At 67.0% G+C, this 22,096-nt stretch carries 2 protein-coding genes; both read left to right on the forward strand.

Annotated elements, in window-relative coordinates; translation table 11 throughout:
- The first annotated feature begins 1,450 nt into the window (after window positions 1-1,450).
- Window positions 1,451-20,164 carry a hypothetical protein gene (locus ACFOSH_RS44380; RefSeq protein ID WP_378247915.1) on the forward strand — a complete coding sequence of 6,238 codons (18,714 nt, stop codon included), beginning with the start codon at window positions 1,451-1,453 and terminating at the stop codon, window positions 20,162-20,164.
- A complete protein-coding gene (locus ACFOSH_RS44385) occupies window positions 20,157-20,834 on the forward strand; it encodes a type VII secretion system-associated protein (protein ID WP_378247917.1) in 678 nt (225 codons plus the stop codon). Before ACFOSH_RS44380 ends, ACFOSH_RS44385 begins: the two co-directional genes overlap by 8 nt.
- The last annotated feature ends 1,262 nt before the right edge of the window (window positions 20,835-22,096 follow it).

Genomic DNA, 22,096 nt, shown 5'->3' on the forward strand with positions numbered 1-22,096 from the left:
CTCCACCGATTTTCGGGGGTCTCAGGTTGCCGGCACCGGGGGTCAGGTTCCGGTCGGTGGGCAGGCTCTTGGCGGTGGGCAGGTTCCGGTCGGTGGGCAGGTTTCGGTCGCGGACAGTGCCGGCGCACCGCTCGGCCGGTTGTTCACTGAGCCCGCGGCCAGGGAAGGGGGGCTGGGCGGCGGTGCGGGCCGGTCGGAAGCGGCCGGCGGTTCGGGTGTCGATGGTGGTGGCGTGGTCACGTCGTCGGGCCCGGGCAGCGGAGCCCTGAAAGCCGACCCCGTGTCACCCGCGGCGAACGCGGCCCCGTCCCCGACCGCTGCCGCGGCCAATGCGGCCCCGTCCCCGAATGGTGCACCGTCGTCGAATGCCGCTCCGTCGAGTGGTGGTAGGGGGTCTGGTGCCGGGCCGTCGGTTCCGGTGGTGAGTGGCGCTCCGGCTTCGGGTAGTAGCAGTGCGCCGTATGGCGGGTCTACGCAGGCGCAGCAGTTTTTGCGTGGTGACAACCCGCAGCAGCCTTCGGTCAATGGCCAGTCTGGTACGCCGGGTGGTGAGCAGAAGGTGCCGACGGCACGCCCGCTCGCCGGAGCCGAACCGGTCTCGCGCCCCCCGCTGCCTGTCACGACTTCCTCCACCACCCCACCAGGGACACCGGCCACACCACCCACGAACCCGATCTCCGCGGCACCGCCCACCCAAACGCCGTCGACAGCTACGCCGGGACCGTCGTCCACGCCGCCGCCGGGATCCACCCAGGCCGGCGCCACATCGGTGGCGCAGGCTGCTCCACCGTCCCACCTGACATCCACCACGTCGCCTGCCCCGCAGACACCGTCGAGTCCGACCTCCACCGCGCCGCCCGCTCAGCAGCCGCCGTCCAAGTCGACGCCCGGCGCGCCGCTGACGCCGCCGGTTGGTCCGGGGTCGGGGGTGTCGTCTGGTTTGTCGTCGTCGGGGGCGCCGTTGACGCCGCCGTCGAGTCCGTCTTCTGCTGCGTCGTCTGTTCAGCAGGTGCCGTCCGAGTCGTCGGGTGCGTCGTTGACGTCGCCGGTTACTCCGCCGTCGAGTCCGATTTCCGCTCCGTCGCCTGCTCAGCAGCCGCCGTCACCGGGGCTTCCTCAGGTGGGTGGTGAGGCCCGTGCGAAACCGTCTGAGCAGCCTGCCGCACCGCTACGGACTGATGCTGGTCCACGTCCTGCTGACGTCGAGTCATCGAGGTCGAACTTGCCACTGGAGCGGGGCCGCTCTCTTCCCGACACGTCGTCTGCTGGGCGTGGTTCGGATGGAGCGCGGTCGGCTGGGGAGCGAGCGGGGGCTGCGGGGAAACTGGAACCGCATCCTCCCGCGGGGGCAGCGGAGGGCCGCGGGCCCGACGGGCTTGCCAGTGGTGGTCCGGCGAGGCCGCAGCAGCGGCCGGGGGATTCGGCGGACGATGGGGATGGGCAGGCGAGGTTGGCTGCTCAGCCTGAATTGAGCCGGCCGGATGAGCTGACCAGTTCGGATCGTGGTGATTCGGTTGAGGAAATGGGTTTTGATCCCAAGTATTCCGGGGATTTCACGGGTGTTTCCGGGGCGGTGCCGGTGGGGGATCCGGTGTTGTTGTCGGATGTGGTGAGGGGTGATTCGGTTGATTTGCCGGATGTGGATTTTGTGGCGTTGAGGGATGCCGTTGGTGGTGTGGTGGGTGTGTTCTTCCCGTGGTCGGCGGATGAGGCCGAGGTCGTGCAGGCGGCGTTTGTTCGGGGTGCGGGGGCGGCGGGGGCGTATGCGGTGGTGGGGCATGGCGGTGATGGTGGTTTCTGGGTTCGGCGTAGGTCGGATGGTGTGCGGGTTCGGCTGGATGAGTTCGGTGTGTATCGGTTGTTGACCAGTAGTGAGTTGCCGGGTGGTCGTGGGTGGCGGGGTGGTGATTTGGTGGCGGTGAGTTGCCGGGTTGCTGATCCGTTGTCGGGTGATTTGTCAGGTCGGTTGGGGAGGTTGGCGCGGGACCGGGGTTATCGGGGTGCCGTGTCGGGTCCGACCGGTCCGGTGGAGATCCATCGGGATGGTGAGATCCGTGTTCCCGGAGAGGACCCACCCTCTCGGGACGTGGTCAGACTCGGCCGTGAGAGCGTGCTGCCGGAAATCGTTCAGGACGCGACAATGTTCACCGCGGACGTGCTCGCCGCGATCGACGGCAGGTCGGTTCCGGACGGTGTTGCCGAGTCGGAGACGAGGTCACCCGCGAGTGTCGAACCCAAAGCCGCCGGGCCGAGGTTACAGTCTCCGCTGGACAGGCACCGAGCCACTGTCGAGGCCGTCTTCGACGATGCTCCGAGCAGCCCTGAGCGCCAAGCCGTCACCGGCTACGACCGGGTCGTCCATGGACTGCCAGGACTGGAGTTGCCTCGCTCCGAATTGCTGCGCAAGATCGCCGAGTTCACCGCGATGGCCGGTCAGGGCAAATTGGAGCACTACTCCCTGGCCGAGAACACCAGGGAGCGGTTGATCGCGCTCGACCGTTCCCTTGCCGCGCTGTCCGAATCCGCCAGGTCCCGCGTCCGCACTTTCGTCAACGAAGCCTTGCTGGCTGCTTCCCTGGTACCCACTCGGGAACAGTCGCATCGTCCGAAGCGTTCCCACGGCGGCTCGGAAGTGGACCGGCGGGCCGTTCAGCCGGTGACGCCCGCCCGGCTTGCGTATCTGCTGGAAGTGCTGAATTCGGAGATCTCCGGCGGTGTGGACCCGCTCACGTCGTCCACGTCGCCGTTGGTGGGGCTGGACCTTCCGTCCGAAGCCGATCTGCCGGTGCGCCTGGCCATCCTCGGCTTGGTGAACCTCGGTACGACCGCCCGGACCAGGGTGACCGCGAATCCGTTGTTCATGGCGCTGTCGACGAACCCTGACGCGATGACGGAGGCGTTGTTCGCCGCCACTGGGCATGAGGAGCAGTACTTCCTCAGCACATCCGCTCCGGCTGCCATCGACATGAGCGTCCGTGGCAGGGTGCCGACCCTCGCGGGCCTGCTGCAGGTGGGCGGTGCCGTAGCGGACGCCACCGAACGCGGCCTCGCTCAGGCGAGCGCCGAGAGCCGATCCAAGTCCGACCGGCCGTTCGGTCGCACCCAGGAGGAAATGGTCAGGAAGCGGGTCGCCGACGCGAGGGCGGAGTTCGCCACCCTGGAGCAACGCGCACTGAGTCTGGTGAACGCGGATCAGACCGACGGGGCCGTGCGGCGGGAATGGCACGAGCTGACCGCACGCTGGGCCCGGTCCATGCAGAAACTCGCCGCCGCGGATCTGAACGTCGACCGGGTGCCGGTGCTCACTCGCAAGCACCTGCGTGACGGCGTGCTGAGCAAGGCGCTGGTTTCGCCGCTGATCGTGGACCGGTGGAGCCGGCGCCGCGGCCAGGTCGACCACGTGTCCTATGTGGACAGGATGCAGGGCCTGCTCGCACCTGGGGCCGACGGTTCGCCGTTCGGCTCGGACACGATGACCGGCGGCACAAGTCCGGCTCTCGTGCTCGCCGAGACTCTGCGAACGGGAGATGAGCTCACATCGTTCTGGCGGCAGGTGGCGGCACAAGGTGGCGCTGTGCTGTCCATCCCGGATCACTCGGTTCATTTGCAGGCCACCACGGTGGATGGCCGGCCTGTATTCGTGCTGAGTGATCCGAGGAACCTCCGCCCTGCTTTGCTCACTCCGGAGGCGCTCGTCAAGTGGGCGGACCTGGGGGGCGCTCGTGCGAGCGCGAAGCTCTTCCCCTCTCTCACCGACGATGACGCGTCCGTGGTGCCGGAGCCGGAGGGGGCTGACGCTGACCAGGCAGACGCTTCGACCACCGGTCCTGCTCGGGGGCGCAGCCTGACGGGCGTCGCTTCGTCGATCGGCGATGTTTCGCCCGTTGACTTGCGCAGCACGGCGGGCGAGGCTGCCAACGACGGTCTTCTCCAGGTACCCGCCCGCCGCTCGTCCGGCGGGCAGATCGGCAATTTCTTCCCGACGTACGACTCGTCACTCGACACTTTCGCGAACTGGCGGTCTCTCTTCGACGAAGCGCACGCGCATCTGCCCGAAACCGTCCAGGAGGTCGCGGAAGACTCGGAGAGCCTTCCGCAGGTGGTGATCGACTTCGCGCCCGAGAACGAAATGTCCTCGCCCGGCACGCCCTCCGAGGACGGGCAGGTCATGGGACGCTCCGTCGTGCCGTCTTCACGAGGGCCTTACCCCGAGATCGGCCTGTCCGAGGCAGACGTCATGCCGTTGCATTCGCATTCCGGCGCGGCGGTGGGCCACGGATTCGTGATCCCTTCCAGCGATGACGCCCTGCCCGACGCGGGTAGTGAGCGGGAGGAGTCGGTGGCGAACGACGAAGCCGACCTGGCCGATGTCGCCCTTGCGGTCTGGTCGGAGGTGCTGCTGGAGGCGTCCGGTCGGGTCGTGGAGCGGGGCGACGGTTCGCTGCCGTCCGCGGTACCGATCGCGTCGGCGCGTGCGGCGGCCGAGGGACTGGTGCGTGAGCGACCCTCCGTGCTTTCCGCCGCGGACGGGGACACGCTTCAATTCCTGCACGATGGTCTGACGTCCATGGTGACCGATCTGATCGCGGAGGGGGTGGCTCCCGAAGCGGCTTGGGAGGACGCCGATGTGGCGCGGCTGCGTGATGAGTTGGAGGCGTTGCGTGGTCCGGTGGGAGAGGCGCATTACACGCTGACGGCGGCGCGGATTCTCGGACCGGCTCTTCCTGCCATGGATGCCGAGGTTGCGGGCGGCGAAGTCGCGGACGGTACGGGTCTGGATCTGGGTGCTCGCGCCGAGTCGGTGCTGCAGGAGTGGTTGACGCCGATTTTGGCGGCCTCGGCGCGGATCGAGGACCTGGAGGAGGGGCCACCGGATTCTGCGGCGCTGGCCGAGCGGGCCAGGGCGGAGGCCAAGGAATTGGCGCGGGAGTTGCCGTCGGCGGTCGTCGGCGCAGACGGAGAAGCACGTCAGCTTCTGCACGACGGTCTCGTGTCGATGCTGTCCGATTTGATCGCGGGTGGTGTTGAGCGACGTTTGGCCTGGCACACACCGGATGTGGCGCGGTTGCGCGGTGATTTGGAGGCGTTGCGTGGTCCGGTGGGAGAGACGCACTACACGCTGACGGCGATGCAGATTCTCGGCCCGGCGCTGCCCGCTGCCGCGCAGGTTGTGCCTGAGGCGGACGCGTCCGATTCCAGCGTGTTCTCTGATACCGCAGAGAATTCGCTGGCAGCCGACGCCCGGGACGCGATGCGGACGTGGTCCGCGCGCATCACGGAGGCTCAAGAGCGGTTAGAAGTGCGTGCCGCCCATGCACCGGATGACGTGGAGCGGGTTCGCGGGCAGGCGGAGCGGTTGGTGCGTGCGTTGCCTGACGCGGATCCGGGGGCCGATGAGCGTGCTCGCCGGTTCCTCCACGAAGGCCTTGTGGCACTCCTGACCGATGTGCTCATGGACGGGGTCTCGTTCCAGGCTGCTTGGCAAAACCCCACTGTGGCACAGGTTCGCGGGGCCGCGGAGTCGCTGCGGGGGCCGGGCCACCGGTGGCACTACATGCGGCCCCCGTTCGATGAAATCGCGGCTTTGGAGGCCGAGCTGGCAGAGTCCGCCGTTCAGCGGACGCCGGAGTTCGGCGAGCAGTTCGACGACGCCACGTTCGCGGACACCTCCTCGACGGAACGGGTGCGGGAGGCCGCGTCCTGGATGAACGACGACGAATCGTCCATTGTGGATGATCTTGGTGAACGGACGTTGGAGATCTGGGCGGCGTCGATCCTGGGGGCCGACGGCCGGCTCGACGATCGGGAAATGGGGTTGCTGCCATCGGCGGTGCCGGTCAGGCAGGCGCAGGCCCAAGCTGCGGAGTGGGCGGGTGAGTTGCCGTCGGGGCCGGCTGGAGCGGACGCGGGGACACGCCAGACTCTGCACGACGGTCTCATCTCGATGGTGACGGATCTGATCTCCGATGGCGCGAGTCGTGCGGACGCTTGGGAGGATGATGACGTCACGGCCTTCCGCGAGGATCTGGAGGCGTTGCGCGGTCCGGCGGAAGCCACGTATTACACCCGGACCGCGAGCGAGATCCAGGGACACATTCGACCGGCGGGCGGTGCCGATCGGACCGCGTCCGGCGAGCAGCCGGCCGGACCGGCGCCTGCCGAAAGCCGGTCGGCAGCCGAGCGTGTGTGGTCGCGGTGGGAAGAACGGGTCGAGGCCGCCGCGGAGAGGGTGCGGCAGCGCGAGCGGACCGCGGCGCGGACGGTGGAGTCCGCCCGCCAGGTGGTCGAGTCCTTGATCGGCAGTTTGCCCCGTGCGGCAACCGATGCGGACACCGCCGCTCGGCAACTCATCCACGACGGCCTCGCCACCCTGCTGACCGACCTGGTCTCGGCGGGCGTCTCTCCGCGCGCGGCTTGGGACGATCCGGGTGTGGCGCAGCTGCGGCAGAGCGCCGAGTCGTTGCGGGAGCTGCCGAGCGTCCGCACGCATTACGCCGGCGTGCCGCTCGCGCTGGCCCGATTGCAGTCCTCCCGCCCCGCCCCCGCTTCCGTGCCGGTGATCGAGCAGTCTTCATCGACTTCCCCCATGCCGGCCGACGAACACCTCGAGCGCCAGGCCGACGGGCGGTACGTGGCCGACGCTCAGGGGCCGATCGAGTGGGCGGGCGACCTGGTTCCGGAAGCCGGGCTCGCCCCCGAGCCGGGACGGTTGTCCGAGGCGGTGGCCGAGTTCGAGTCGCGGCTGCTCGCCGAGGCCCGGCAGGTGACTGCGGGGACGGCGCCGTTCCGGGAGAAGGCGGCGGCTCTGCTCGGCGAACGGACCCCTCCCCGGGCTGGGTATGGCCCTAGTGCCGCTGAGCAGCAACGGTTGTGGCAGTCGATGACCGACTCGGTGGCTCTGGCGTTGTCGCGAGGTTCGGATGCCGAACGCCTGGCCCCGGAACTTCGAGCAGGGTTCGAGCGGTTGCGGGCGTTCGACGACCTCGCCGCGTGGGCCGAAACGGAGCTGGCGTGGTTCCAAGAGCGGGTCGGCCGGGCACGAACACGTCTGGAAGAACGACGGCGCGACGAACCCCCGGCCCCGGAAGAGCAGCAGGACCGGGAGATCGAACAATCCGCGGAAGAGCGTCGGCGCTGGCAGGAACAGTTGTGGTGGCGGGAGCAGTTGCGCCGGCAGGAAGCGGAAGATCTGCTCGGTACATTGCCGCCGACGGTGCCCGGAGGTGTGCCGGAACGGATCAGGCAGGCGTTCCACGAAGCCATCACGACGATGCTGACCGACCTGCTCGTCCACGGTGAGCACCCGACCTACGCCTGGGCCGAAATGGGCGACATCCGGCAGGCGGCCGAAGCCGTCCGGCTGAGCAGCCGGCACTTGCGGGCCGCGGCGCCGGAAATCCCGTTCGGCCAGTTCCCCGAGCCGGGCCGTGGTTTCTACAGTGAGGATCTGCGGGAAGCGGATCTGCCGATCTATGACGAAACGCAGGGTTCGGGCAGCGCGCAGCACTCGGACGGCGTGCTGGCCTACCGCGAGTCTTTTGTGGTCGAGGAGCCGCCGGCCTACGAGGACAGTCTCGCGGAGTTCGCGCAGTTCGACGAGGCTTCGCAGGCGTCGTTGACGCAGCAGGTGGAGCAGTTGGCGAACCTGCTCGCGGAGATCCCGAGAAACGAGATCGTCGCGTTGCGGACACGCATGCTGCACCACGTCATGCCGCCTGCCGGCTTGACACCGGACGAACTCGCGCGCCGGTTCCCGTTGCACGACATCGTCTTGAGCGCACTCGCCTACCACGCTCACCTTGAGGGGGAACGGCCCGGAGCGGCCTGGCGCGCCCAGATGATCGCGCTCCTCGACGACAGGATGCTGAACGACCGCCTGGGAGCCGCGGCCCGGGGACACGTCATCCTGGATGACGCTCACCACGCGCTGCGGAACATGTTCACCGTCGCGAGGTCCTACGCCGAGACGAAACCGGTCGCTCCGGTATCCGGGGTGTCGGCCGCGTCGCGACCTGAGCCTGTTCCGGTAGAAAATCTTGATCTGTCCGATGTGGACTTCGTTCCGTTGCGTTCGCGTTCCGGTGCGGTGGTGGGTGTGGGGTTCCCGCATAGCCAGAGGGAACGTGAGGTGCTGGTTGAGGCGTTCGAGAATCGTCCTGTGGTGGAAGGTGAGTTCGCTGTCGCGCTTCATCATGGGGAGAATGGTTTCTCGGTCCGTACCGGGAGCGGGCAGGTTGTGTCGATCGATGAGCGCGCGGTGGTGCGTTTGCTGTCGAGTCTTGATGTGCCGGGTGGGGTGGGTGGGCGCCAGGGGTCGTCTTTGGTGTTCCTCAGTTGCCGGGCGAGCAGTCCGCGGTATGGCAACCGGCTGGTCGCGCTGGCCAGGTTGCTTCGCGAAGCCGGTTTCAGGGGCGCTGTCGATGGCTTCGACACCCGGGTGGAGGTCCGGTCGGATGGGACGGTGCGGCCGTTGCCTGATGGCGCTGAACCGGCGGAAGGGGCTGTGGTCTTCGCCCCAGGCACCGGTGTCGCCGGCGTGTCGCGGGACGCCGCGGAGGCGGAGCTTGTCGGCCAGCGGGTTTTCACTGTGGATTCAGGGCTGTCGCGACTGGCCGGATCGGCCGACCGGACCGACCTTCGGACGCTGGCGAGGGCTGTGCGTGCCGCCACCGTGTTCCAGCGGCTTGATGGTCTGGGTGTGCGTGTTGACATCTCCGGTAGCCCGCGGGACGCGGGGGTAGTCGCGGACCTGGTGCGGACGGAGCTGGGTGGAGACCCGGGTCAGCCGATGCCGGAGATCGTGATCGGTCCGGGAATGCCCGGGCCGGTCACCGTCGATGTGACCTTGGACGATGTTCCGAAGGGGTCTTCGTATGAACCGACCGCGGTCTCGGCCGGCGGTGTCAGCTTCGATGCAGGTTCCACCTCGGAGCGGTCAACGTGGGAAAGTCTGCACGCTGGCCTGGGCAAACGCGGCAACCTGGCGAATCCCTTCTTCGTATACGTCACCGGCCGGAACGGCAAGTTCCTGGTCGGCGGCGTGCTGATCGACGGTGTCACCCTGGCCCGCCATGTCCGTAACTCGCCGACGTTCCAGCAGTACGCCGCCGGCGACCCTTCGGTGCCGGTGGTCCTGGTCGGCGCGGATCCCGAGCATCCGGCCCCGACCGTTGCGGTAGCGAGGGAGTTCGCCGAGGCTCTCCGCGGCGACGGGCCGTATCGCGCGGTGATTGCCGTGACCGGCCCGCTGGAATTGAACGCCGCCGGGCGAGCTGTCGTGGGGAACTCAGGTTCCTACGTGCGTGTATCGGAGATCCGGCCGGACGATGTGCGGTGGGTGTCGTTCGAGAACGCGGACGGACGGCGGTTCGGCATGGGTTTCGCGTCCGGCCGCAACCATGCGGCCCGTCTGCAGAGGGCGTCCGACCACAGCCTGCGGGCCGTGATCGAGACCTCGGTCAACGCCGACGGCTCCGAGCAGGAAGAATCGTCCACCCAGGCGTGGGCCGCTGCCACGGATGGTGCGCGGAGGCCCCCCCTCGTGCTTGCTTTGGACAGCGACGGAGTCAACTTCCTGGTACCCCTGGACGACGGGACCGTCGAGCCCCTCACCCCTGAGGAGACCGCGTGGCGGATGGCGAATTCCCGCAGGTTCCAGACGTTGACCGTCGGCGGTACCCGGCCGCCCTTGCTGGTGCTCACCAGTACCGGCAGGGCGAAGAGTGAAGTGACCAAACGGTTGCTGGCGGAGCTGTATGCACTGACAGGGTACTGGCAGACCTACAGTTACACCGGCAGGTACGACTTCAACTACCACGGGATGCTGAAGGTGCGGCGAGCCGCCGAATTCGTTGAGGGGCCCCCGCCGGCGTTGGCGGAGCTGGTGCATGTGTCGTCGGACGACGTTTTCGGATTCCCTGTCCCTGGTGGCACTCGTGAGCTTGCGGACGAGACTGCGGTGCTGACGGAATTCCTCGACGCGGTCAGGAACGGCATCGCTGATCTGGCCGGGCGGTGGGGGTCTAAGAAGCCCTTGATCGTCTCGGTGGATTCCCCGGACGGCACATTCGCCCGGATCGGCATGCGGAGTGGTGCTGTGCTCGAGTTCGGTGGCAAGGAGCTGGGTGAGATGTTGCTCGCCGATCCTGTTTTCCGGGGGAAACTCGAGAGTGATCCGGGTCGGCCGGTGCTGCTGGTGGCACGTAACGGTGGAGCCAGGGTGAATTTCGGGCAGCTGGGTTTTGATTTCGCCGGGGCCTTGCGGGCGCAACAAGTCTACACCGATGTTTATGCGCCGTCCGGTGAAGCGGGGATCGAGCCTGGCCGGATCGCCATGGACGATCGGGCCGAGTTCGTGAAGGTGTCCGTGCTGCGTGCCGGTGACCTGCGGACCGATCTGTTGCGGAACAAGAACGGCGAGCCGGTGGCGTTGTTCGTGCGGTATCCCGGAGACGAAGCCGACTTCGAGCGGGCTAAGGCCTGGGTGGAGAACGCCACGGCCGACCGCCTGAGGACCTACTCGGCCGGTACCTCTTCCGATGCGGTGGAATCGCCCTGGAGGGACGGCACGATGCCGATGTTCGTGTTCCACGGCGCCAGGGTGGCCCCACGTACTTCCTGGGGTATCCCAGTGGCCCCACGTACTTCCTGGGCTGTCCGGCAGGACGGGGTGCCCCTGGAACTCACTCCGGCGGAACTCGGCTGGATTGTCCGGAACGATCCTGGCCTGCGCAAGGCACTGGACAGAAGCAAGCACGATCCTGAGAGCCGGCCGCTGGTGTTCGCCGCGCTGAACGGGGAAACCAGAGGGGTTGAGGAAATCGCGCAATCGCTGGCTGACGGCGGCTTGTCGCGGACCATCTACTATCCGCCGGGCACGCTGGCGCTGTCCGATGACGGTGGACTGAGCACGACAGGGAAGCCACTCGCGACGCAGCTCCCCCTGGACCCCCTGGTGGAAGACCACATCAGATACGGCCTGACCAACAAAACTCTCGGCTTGCATGGAGAGTTCTTCCCCAGGAACGAGATTGACGCGCATAAGAATTTTCGGACCGCGCGAAACACCTCCGCGGTAGGACAGTGGTACTACTTCCGCGAATTCGACAATCCGGCGGACGGAGGCAGGACCAAACGCTACGTCCCGGTCCTCGCGCCGTGGGCGGACCTCAGGGTCCCGGCGTGGTTCGTGAATGGGCACGGGAGTCCGGAAGGTTTCGCCTTGGCCATGAAGACCGACCGGCCCTGGCACTACGGCGACAGCGTGATGCGCAAGGGCGCCAAGATGGCTCGAATCATTTTCGGCGGGGCGCTGTTCCAGAAGGCCGGTCTCGATCCCACGGTCAGGGTGGTGCTCGGGGCTTGCGAATCAACGGTGGCCCCGGACGACGGGAGCGCGACGCCGGCGGAAGGTGTCAAGCTCGCCCGGCCAGGGAACGCGGACGGAAGCGGTCAGGTTTACGGTGCTACGGGCGTTGTCAGCTTCGGTCGCAACGATGGCGCCCGAATCGTCAGTGATGACGGTATGTACACCGAGGCACTGCTGGATGGGGAGCCGGCCCAGCCGGTCCCGCTTGCCGATCTCGCGACGAACCGGATCGAGCCGGTGGGGGTCACCTTCCCCACCAAGACCAAGAACGTGCCGGAGTCTCAGGTCGAGGACGTGCGTGAGATCGCGCGGAAGGTCGCGAGAGCCGCGTCGTGGCGACTGCGGAACAATGTGGATTTGCCCCAGGTGACCATCACGGGCTTCGGCAGGATAGGGATGCGTTCCGCCATAGCTGCCCACAGGACGGGACAGGAGCGGGCGAACGCCCTGGGCTGGATATTCCGAGATGAGCTGCGCGCTGAGTCGGCTCGTCTGGGTCTGGGACTTCGGCCGGAACACATCACCGTGTCGATCGTCGGCGCCGAGCGGACAACAAAAACGGGGCCGAACGGCAGGATCGACGTCGCCATGCAACGTCACGATCTCGGGGAGGAAGCCAGCCGGCCGCTCATCGAGGCTACGACGAGAGCCGCCGTTTCCGCGCTCGACAAGGCATTCGCCTTGCTGGCTCCGTACAAGGCCGCGGTAGATCCGTCCGAAGTGGATTTCGTCCTGTTGCGTTCGCGTTCTGGTGTGGTGGTGGGTATGGGGTTTCCTCATACCGACAGGGAACGTGAGGTGCTGGTTGAGGCGTTTGAGAATCGTCCTGTGGAGGGAGACGGGTTCGTTGTCGCGCTTCACCATGGGGAGAATGGTTTCTCGGTTCGTACCAGGAGCGGGCGGATCGTGTCGATCGACGAGCGTACGGTGGTGCTGCTGCTTTCGAGTTTGTCGATCCACGAGCGTACGCTGGTGCCGCTGCTTTCGAGTCTCGAATCGCTGGGCGATGTGGATCGGCGCCAGCGGTCGTCTTTGGTGTTCCTCAGTTGCCGGGCGAGCAGTCCGCAGTATGGCAACCGGCTGGTCGCGCTGGCCAGGTTGCTTCGCGAAGCCGGTTTCAGGGGTGCTGTCGATGGTTTCGATACTCGGGTGGAGGTCCAGCCGGACGGGACGGTGCGGCCGTTGCCTGATGGCGCCGAACCGGCGGAAGGGGCTGTGGTCTTCGCCCCAGACACCGGTATCGCCGACGTCGGACCGGATGACGAGACCGCCAGCGAAGACTCAATCGTCCTGGACGAAGTGTCGCGGGACGCCACGGAGGCGGAACTCGTCGGCCAGCGGGCTTTCACCGTGGACTCAGAGCTGCCGCGACTGGCCGGATCGGCCGACCGGACCGACCTTCGGACGCTGGCGAGGGCTTTGCGTGCCGCTACCGTGTTCCAGCGGCTTGATGGTCTGGGTGTGCGTGTTGACATCTCCGGTAGCCCGCGGGACGCGGGGGTAGTCGCGGACCTGTTGCGGGCGGAGCTGGGTGAAGACCCGGGTCAGCCGACGCCGGAGATCGTGATCGGTCCGGGAATGCCCGGGCCGGTCACCGTCGATGTGACCTTGGACGCTGTCCCGAAGGGGTCTTCGTACGAACCGACCGCGGTCTCGGCCGGCGGTGTCAGCTTCGACGCGGGTCCCTCCCCGGAGCGGTCGAAGTGGGAACGTCTGCACGCCGGCCTGGGCAAACGCGGCAACCTGGCGAAGCCCTTCTACGTCTACGTCACCGGCCGGAACGGCAAGTTCCTGGTCGGCGGCGTGCCGATCGACGGTGTCACCCTGGCCCGCCATGTCCGTAACTCGCTGAAGTTCCAGCAGCAGGCCGCCGGCGACCCCTCGGTGCCGGTGATCCTGGTCGGCGCGGATCCCGAGCATCCGGCCCCGACCGTTGCGGCGGCGAAGGAGTTCGCCGAGGCTCTCCGAGGCGACGGGCCGTATCGCGCGGTGATTGCCGCGACCGGCCCGCTGGAATTGAACGCCGCCGGGCGAGCTGTCTTGGGGACAGGTTTCTTCGGGCTCGTATCGAAGATCCGGCCGGACGATGTGCGGTGGGTGTCGTTCGAGAACGCAGACGGACGGCGGTTCGGCATGGGTTTCGCGTCCAGCACCGACTTTGCGGCCAGGCTGAAGAGCACAACCGACCACAGCCTGCGGGCTGTGGTCGAGATCTCGGCCAACGCGGCTGGCGTCGGGCAGAGAGAATTGTCCACCCAGGTGTGGGCCGCTGCCACGGATGGTGCGCGGAGGCGCCCTCTCGTGCTTCGTTTGGACAGCGCCGGAGGCAAATTCGAGGTACCCCTGACCGACGGGACCGTCATGAGCCTCCCCCCTGAGGTGACCGCGCAGCTGATGGCGAATTCCCGCATGTTCCAGACGTTGACCGCCGGCAGTGCCCGGCCGCCCTTGCTGGTGCTCACCAAGACCGGCAGGGGGGTGGGAGCTGCGACAGGTGAAGAGACCGAACGGTTGCTGACGAAGCTGCGCGCACTGACCGGGCCCTGGCAGACCTACAGTTACACCGGCATGTACAGCGTCGACGACGAAGCGATGCTGAACGTGCCGCGAGGCGCCGAATTCGTCGAGGGGCCTCCGCCGACGTTGGCGGAGCTGGTGCATGTGTCGTCGGACGACGTTTTCGGATTCCCTGTCCCCGGTGGCGCTCGTGAACCCGCGGACGAGACTGCGGTGCTGACGGAATTCCTCGACGCGGTCAGGAACGGCATCGCTGATCTGGCCGGGCGGTGGGGGTCTAAGAAGCCCTTGATCGTCTCGGTGGATTCCCCGGACGGCACATTCGCCCGGATCGGCATGCGGGCGGGTGCTGTGCTCGAGTTCGGTGGCAAGGAGCTGGGTGAGATGTTGCTCGCCGATCCTGCTTTCAAGCGGCAACTCGAGAGTGATCCGGGTCGGCCGGTGCTGCTGGTGGCACGTAACGGCGGAGCCAGGGTGAATTTCGGGCAGCTGGGTTTTGATTTCGCCGGGGCCTTGCGGGCGCGACAGTTCTACACCGATGTTTACGCGCCGTCCGGTGCAGCGAGGATCGAAGCCGGCGGGATCGTCTTGGGTGATCGGGCCGGGTTCGTGAAGGTGTCCGTGCTGCGTGCCGGTGATGTGCGGACCGATCTGTTGCGGAACAAGAACGGTGAGCCGGTGGCGCTGTTCGTGCGGTATCCCGGAGACGAAGCCGACTTCGCCCGGGCTGAGGCCTGGGTGAAGAACGCCACGGCCGACCGCCTGAAGACCTACTCGGCCGGTACCCCTTCCGATGTGGTGAAATCGCCCTGGAAGCGCGGCACGTTGCCGATGTTCGTGTTCCGCGGCGCCAGGGCTGTCCGGCAGGACGGGGTGCCCCTGGAACTCACTCCGGCGGAACTCGGCTGGATTGTCCGGAACGATCCTGGCCTGCGCAAGGCGCTGGACAGCAGCAAACGCAATCCTGAGAGCCGGCCGCTGGTGTTCGCCGCGCTGAACGGGGAAACCGGAGGGGTTGAAGAATTTGCTCGATCGCTGGCTTTCGGCGGCTACTCGCGGACCATCCACCACCCGCCGGGCACGTTGGCGCTCTCCGATGACGGTGGCCTGAGCACGACAGGGAAGCCCCTCGCGACGCAGTTCCCCCTGGACCCCCTGGTGGACGACCACATCAGCTACGGCATGACCAACAAAACCCTCGGCTTGCATGGAGAGTTCTTCCCCCGGAACGAGCTTGACGCGCATCTGCAGTTTTTGGTCGCGCGAAACACCGACGCGGTGGCACAGCGGTACTACTTCCGCGAATTCGACAATCCGGCGGACGGAGGCACGACCAAACTCTACGTTCCGGTCCTCGCGCCGTGGGCGGGCATCAGGGTCCCGGCGTGGTTCGTGAATGGGCACGGGAAGCCAGAAGGTTTCGCCTTGGCCATGAAGACCGACCGGCCCTGGCACTACGGCGACAGCGTGATCCGCAAGGGCACCAAGATGGCTCGAATCATTTTCGGCGGGGCGCTGTTCCAGAAGGCCGGCCTCGATCCCACGGCCAGGGTGGTGCTCGCGGCTTGCAGATCATTGGTGGCCCCGGACGACGGGAGCGCGACGCCGGCGGAAGATGTCACGCTCGCCCGGCCAGGGAACGCGGGCGGAAGCGGTCCGGTTTACGGTGCTACTGCCGTTGTCCGCCAAGGTCTCCACAATGCCTACCGAATCGTCCTGGGTGCCGGTATGTACGCCGAGGCACTGCCGGATGGGGAGCCGGCCCAGCCGGTCCCGCTTGCCGATCTCGCGACGAACCGGATCGAGCCGGTGGGGGTCACCTTCCCCACCAAGACCAAGAACGTGCCGGAGTCTCAGGTCGAGGACGTGCGTGAGATCGCGCGAAAGGTCGCGAGAGCCGCGTCGTGGCGGCAGCGGAACAACGTGGATTTGCCCCAGGTGACCATCACGGGCTTCGGCACTATAGGAGGGAACCTGGGTGCCGCCAGGCTCGCCCGCTGGACGGGCCGGGAGCGGGCGAACGCCCTGGGCGAGCTATTCCAGGATGAGCTGCGCGCCGAGTCGGCACGCCTGGGGCTGGGACTTCGACCGGAGCACATCACCGTGTCGATCGTCGGCGCCGAGAGGACAACCCGAACGGGGCCGAACGGCAGGATCGACGTCGTCATGCAACGTCACGATCTCGGGGAGGACGCCAGCCGGCCGCTCGTCGGGTTTCCGTCGAGCGACGCCCTTTCCGCGCTCAACAAGTCATTCTCCTTGCTGGCTCCGGACAAGGCCGCGGGTACTGCGGAGCCCCCCATCAGCGGCGACCGGGGAGCGGAAACCAGTTCGCTGGCGATGACCTACGGAGAGCCTGGCGACCTCCAGCCCGCCGCGGCCGGTCCGGTGGGACAGACCGGGCCGGCGACTCCGAGCACGCTCACTGGATCCGTGCACGGGCCGACGGCCTCGTCGGTGGGCGCGATCGGTTTCGATCCGGCCGCGACTTCGCACAGCGCGCACTGGGAAAGTCTGCATCAGGCGATGCCAGGGGAGGGCGAACGCAAGACGTTCCGGGTGTTCGCTGAGGGACGTGACGGTGGCTTCCTCCTCAACGGCACCGTGGTCGACGGGGCTACCCTCGCCCGGCACGTGCTGGATTCGCCGGAATTCAGGGCGCTCGCGCTGACTCCGGATGTGCCGGTGACGATCGTCGGGGCGGATCCGGCACACCATCAAGCCGCCAAGCGAGCGGCGAAGGAATTCGCCGACGCGTTGCGGGGTGACGGGCCGTTCCGCACGGTACTGGCGGCGTCCCTTCCGCTGGCTCTTGACGCCTCCGGACGGGCGGTGCCTGCCCAAGGCGGAAAGATCTCGTTGGCCGCGGAGATCCGGCCTGATGACATCGCCTGGATTCCGTTGAAGGGCGCGGACGGGCGCCAGTTCGGCATGGCGTTCGCCTCGCAGGCTCGGATCAATGACGGGTTACAGAGCCGGGCGTCGCTGATGAACGACCACACCATGCGTTTCGTATCCGAGGTGTCGAGCGACGGTAAGCGACAGTGGAACACGATGCAGGCTTGGGCGGCGGCGACGGACGGGAAGCGAACCCGCCCGGTCGAGCTTCTGCTCGATGAAGAGGACGGCAGGTTCGGCACGCCACTGACCGATGGCAGCGTCTGGGACATCAGCCCGTCGGCGACGGCGGAACTCCTTTGTCGGTCCTCGATGTTCCGGCACATGACCGGAGGAAAGACCCGCCCTCCCCTTCTCGTGTTCACGGAGAATCCGGGGGCGGCGATCGGCGCGGAGAGCGAGGCCAACGCCAGCCTGCTGGCGAGGTTGCGTGAGCTGGCCGGGCCGTGGGAGGCCCACGACTACGCCGGTATCTACGATTTCACCTCCACCATGTTCGCGGAGCTCCCTCGGGGCGCGAAGTTCACCGAAAGCGGCGCGGTCTCGTGGCAGGACGTGAGACTCGTAATGCAGGGATCGATGTGGGGTTTCCCGGTGACCGACGAGGCCCTGGAGACGACGACGCTGCAGGATTTCTCCGACGCCGTCGACAAGGGCACAGCCGTCCTGACCGGGGAGTGGGGATCGGAGAAGCCACTGATCGTGGCCGTGGATTCACCGGACGGGACGTTCGCCAGGATTTCCGGCAAAGACGGTGTTCTGCTGGAACTGGACGGCCGCAAACTCGGGGAGCTGCTCCTGAGTGATCCGCTGTTCCAGGCGGCGCTCAAGGCGAACCCGAATCGACCGGTGCTGCTGGTGGCGAGGGACGGTGGTAAACGTGTGAACTTCGGGGGGCTGGGCTTCGACTTCGCCGGGGCCTTGCGTGGAGAGGGCCTGTACAACGACGTGTACGCGCCCACGGCTGACGCGAAGGTGGAATCGAACCGGATCACCACGACCGGTCAACCCGGGTTCGTGAAGGTCTCCGAGTTGCGCGCCGGGGATGTGCGGACCGAAGTGCTGGTGAACTCCGTTGGCGCGCGGGTCGGGCTCTTCGTGCGCTACCCCGGGGACAAAGTGGACTACGCGCGCGCCAAGCAGTGGGCTGCGCACGCCACCGCTGATGGCCTGCGGGAGTTCCTGGTCGAGGACGGCCACTCGGGCCCCTACACGGTGAATTCCCCGTGGAAGGGGCTGCCAGTGTTCTTGTTCGCCGGGGCGGGCCCGCAGGGCTACCAAGCCATTCGCAAGGACGGCTTGGCCCTCTCGATCACCCCGTCCGAACTGGTGAAGATCGTGCGCGCGGATCCCGCTCTGCGGGCGATGCTGGGCCGGAGCAAGGGCTCGCCCAAGCACAAGCCGCTGGTGATCGCCGCGCTGAACGGCATGGTCGCTGGGTTCGGCGAGATCGCCCAAGGTATGCAAGACGGGGGCTACCAGCGTTTCCTCTACCGGTCCTGGGCCCGTATTCACCTGTCCACCGACGGTGGGATCAGGCTGGATCGGGACGCCTTCGATTTCGCAGCCCCGTCCCCTCCGACACCGGCAAGGGTCCTCAGCTACGTCATGGATAACGACCGTCTCGGTGTACACGGGCAGTTCTTCCCTCGGGACGAGATATCCCCGTACCACATGCTTCTGCCCGCCTTGCGTGATTCCGCGGTGCGGCAGTCGTACTTCTTGCGGGAGACGACCGAGCAGGACACCAGCGGCGCGACGGTCAAGCGGTGGACGCCCTACCTTTCTCCGTGGTCGGGCAGCCCGCAGCGGCCTTGGTTCCTCGACGGTCATGGCGGGCTTCCAGGGATGGAGGTGGCGTTGAAGACGGATCGGCCACTGAGGTTCGGGGATGTGGCGGTCCTCACCCCCCGGACGGCGGCACACGTCGTGTATGGCAGTGAGGCCTACCGGCGGGCCGCTCCGGATCCCAGGAGCCCGGTCGTGCTCGGGCAGTGCAGCCTGAACAAGTCGACGGCCGATGTGCGCGTGACGTTCACCCGTCGCTACGAAGTGGAGTGGCAGAAGCTGGTGCAGGAGCGGGCCAAGGTATTCGGTGCCACCGATACCGTCCATGTGGATGATATGACCAGCACTCGCACGGTATCGCGCGATGGGCTCTTCACCGAAGCGGTACCTTCCGGCCCGCCGGTACCGCTGGGTGATCTCGCGGCGAGCAGGATCGGGTCGGTGACGATCGGATTCTCCGCCGACGGCGGGATTCTGCCCGGAGTCGCGGACCACGACGTCCGCGAAGCGGTCCGGCGTGTGGTCAGGGCGGCGGCGTGGCGGCTGCGGAACGGTGCCGCCCTGCCTGAGGTGACGATCACCTGGTTCGAAAGCCAGGATCACGCCGATATCGCCGGTACGGAGTTCAAAGCGGAGGTGGAGTCGGAAGCACGACGGATGACCAGGCTCGGCCTTCCCGTCGATCCCGCGGACATCGTCACCCACGTTGTTCCGGCCGAAGAATCCCAGCGTGCCGGTTCGAATGTGGATGCACGGCGCCGGGTGACGCTCGACATCGTGCTCCCGCCCGCGGAACTCGGGGAGAGGGAGATCGGCCGGATCGCCACGGACCGGAGTCCGTCTGTCGTCAACGCGCTGAACAAGGCGTTCGCGTTACTCGCGCCTGGACAACCGGCGAGCGAGTCGGGCACCGGGAGCGAGCCTGCCGGTCAGGTACGAGGCTTGCGAACGGACTCCGAGGCGGAAGTTGCCACGTCGGGGCCAGTCAAGCGGCATGACTCCGGCTTCGATGAGGAGGTGTCCGGAGGGGAGATTCCGGCTACCTCCGGCTCGGTCTCACCGGCCGACCTCACCGAGCAGGTGCGCGGCTTGCGAACGGACTCCGGGGCGGAAGTTGCCACGCCGGAGCCGGTCAAGCGGCATGACTCCGGCTTCGATGAGGAGGTGTCCGGAGGGGAGATTCCGGCCTCCTTCGGCTCGGTCTCACCGGCCGACCTCAGCGAGCAGGTGCTGCAGGTGCTCCTCGACGGACTCCTCGACCACCCGGGGCACTTGGACCTGGCTTCCGTCGCCGGGATGGTGGAGGGCTCCGCGGCGGCCGACGATTTATGGAGCACAGTGCTCGCCTTCCTCGCGGCGGATCCCGAACTGGCCTCGCAGGTGCACACCGTCACGCTGCGGGCGGCCGACGAGGCAGGCGTGCAGCGGCGCGTCGTTCTCCCGCCCCTGGCGGGCGAGCTGCTCCGGCTCTCCGGTGAATCGTCCAGCCTCGGAGAATTCACCTATCAAGCGGAATTGACGCGGCCGGCCTGGCTGTCGGCGAGCCGGGAAGCCCATCCGACGACGAAGGAGGATCATGGTGACCATGACTGATTCCACGGACAACACACAGGCGGAAGGCCCGCTGGAGAACTGGTTCCTGCTGATGGATCCGGCCTGGCGTCCGGCCTCGGTCAACGACTCTCCGCCGATCGAGTCGGTCGTCGGTCTGTGGCCGTTGGAAGAGGAAGGGAAACTCGGCAAGTTCCGGGCCAATCCGGACTACGTGCCGACCGACGAGAATTCGCCGTCGGATCCGCTCGACGCCGTGCTGCGGCTGGTCATGCAAGGCGGGGCAGAGGCTGAGCACATCCAGCTGTTGCTGCGCGACACGCTGTTCGACATCGCGATGAACGGGGACGGGAATCCTCTGATCACCAAGTCTCCGGACGACATCCTTTGTGTCGTCGTCGCCACCGGTGAGCCGCATCGTCAGCGGCTCGCGTCGCCGGACTGGCGGCGGATCGACCTCGGTGAACTGGTGGAGCTGCTCCCTGACGGGGTCGACGTGTTGTTCAACCCGGCTGGCCCGGCCGCGGTGCGTTTGGACGGTGAGTTCATGCGCGAAACGCTGGACATGGACGACGAGCAGATCGCCGGGCTTTACGCGAAAAGCAACCAGGATGTTTCTGGCCTGCGCGTCGTCACGTGGGAGCCCACGGCGGACGACGCGGCCGCTCCGAAGGCGTCGGAATCACGTCCGGACAAGCCCGAATCCGAATAGGACGTCACCGCCGCCAGGGGCCGTTGCCCAGGTATTCGGGACGCCGGTGGAGAGGCGTCCGTGTGACTGAGCGGTCCCCGGTGCCGGAGTTCTGCCCGGGCGGGGCAGCCCCCTCCCGAGTGCGAGTCTCGTATCCTCACCCCACTCCAGTCACCGGTGCGGCTCTGCCGAGTCGTGCAGGTTCGTCATCTTCACGAAACGGCCGTCGCCGAGGGTGGATTGAGGGGGTAAGGCAAACGTGTCGTGTTCGTGGGCGTGGCCAGCGGTGGAGTGAAGGCCTCCTTCCCTGCTCTCAGGGCAAGGGCCCGGCAAGGTCGCATACCCGCTGGTCAGTGCTGCTCTTGGTGATCCGGACTTAAGCGTGGGTGGATAGTGCTCGCAGCGCTTGGGGTGTGCGCCGGGTTCTGGGTGACTTGTCCTTGATCAACGGAGGATCGGGGACGTTGAGTGTCCCTGATCCTCCGTTGATCAAGCCCCGCCACCGGCGCGTGCGGCCCCGCGACGGCGAAGTGACGAATAGCCACCTGACCTGCAAGACCTCGACTTTGCCGGGACCCTGCTCTCAGGGCAAGGGCCCGGCAAAGTCGCATACCCGCTGGTCAAGTGGGTGTCCACAGGGGACGTTTACGACGGTGTCGTGTTCGGGCGCGGTGCCGGCCTCATCCACACAGTCCCGCACGAAGAGTCCCTGTGACCACCACACCTAACCGGGACCCTGACCTTCAGAGTAGGCAAGGAGGGGCCTTCACTACCCGGAGAACGCGTACGCAGGAGCCGCCACGACCCCGCGACACGACACGTTTGACGTTCCCCTCAAATAGACGGTTGGCCAGGGTTCCGGTGTTGATCGCACGCACGGCGATGCGGTCGCGGTCGATCAGCAGCTCCTGGAAGTGCGACGATCCTTCTCCGGACCGCGACGACGTCATCGGTTGGTGTCTGCTTGACCTTGATTCAGGGGAAATAAGGGCAGAGCCGCCCGGCTTTTGCGCCTGCTTCCGAGCCAGCTGTCGTAGCCTTGGGTATGGCTTTGGAATCCGGTCCTGCCAGGCGTTTGTGCCGATGCGCCGTCAAGGGATGCCCCTGGTGCGGTCCTTGTCCGAGCCATGAGGTCGATGAAAGCATCGATCCGGACATGAGCCGCCTTGTCCGATCTCGTCCGTTCGGTGCCGGTCGGAAGCAGAAGCGTTCCGCCGTGAGATACGTGCAGAACTACCGGGTCAAATCCGAGGTTCTGGTCACGACCGTCGAAGAGCGTCAGA

The organism is Amycolatopsis speibonae (genome assembly GCF_042647925.1).
GTDB classification, from domain to species: Bacteria; Actinomycetota; Actinomycetes; order Mycobacteriales; family Pseudonocardiaceae; genus Amycolatopsis; species Amycolatopsis speibonae.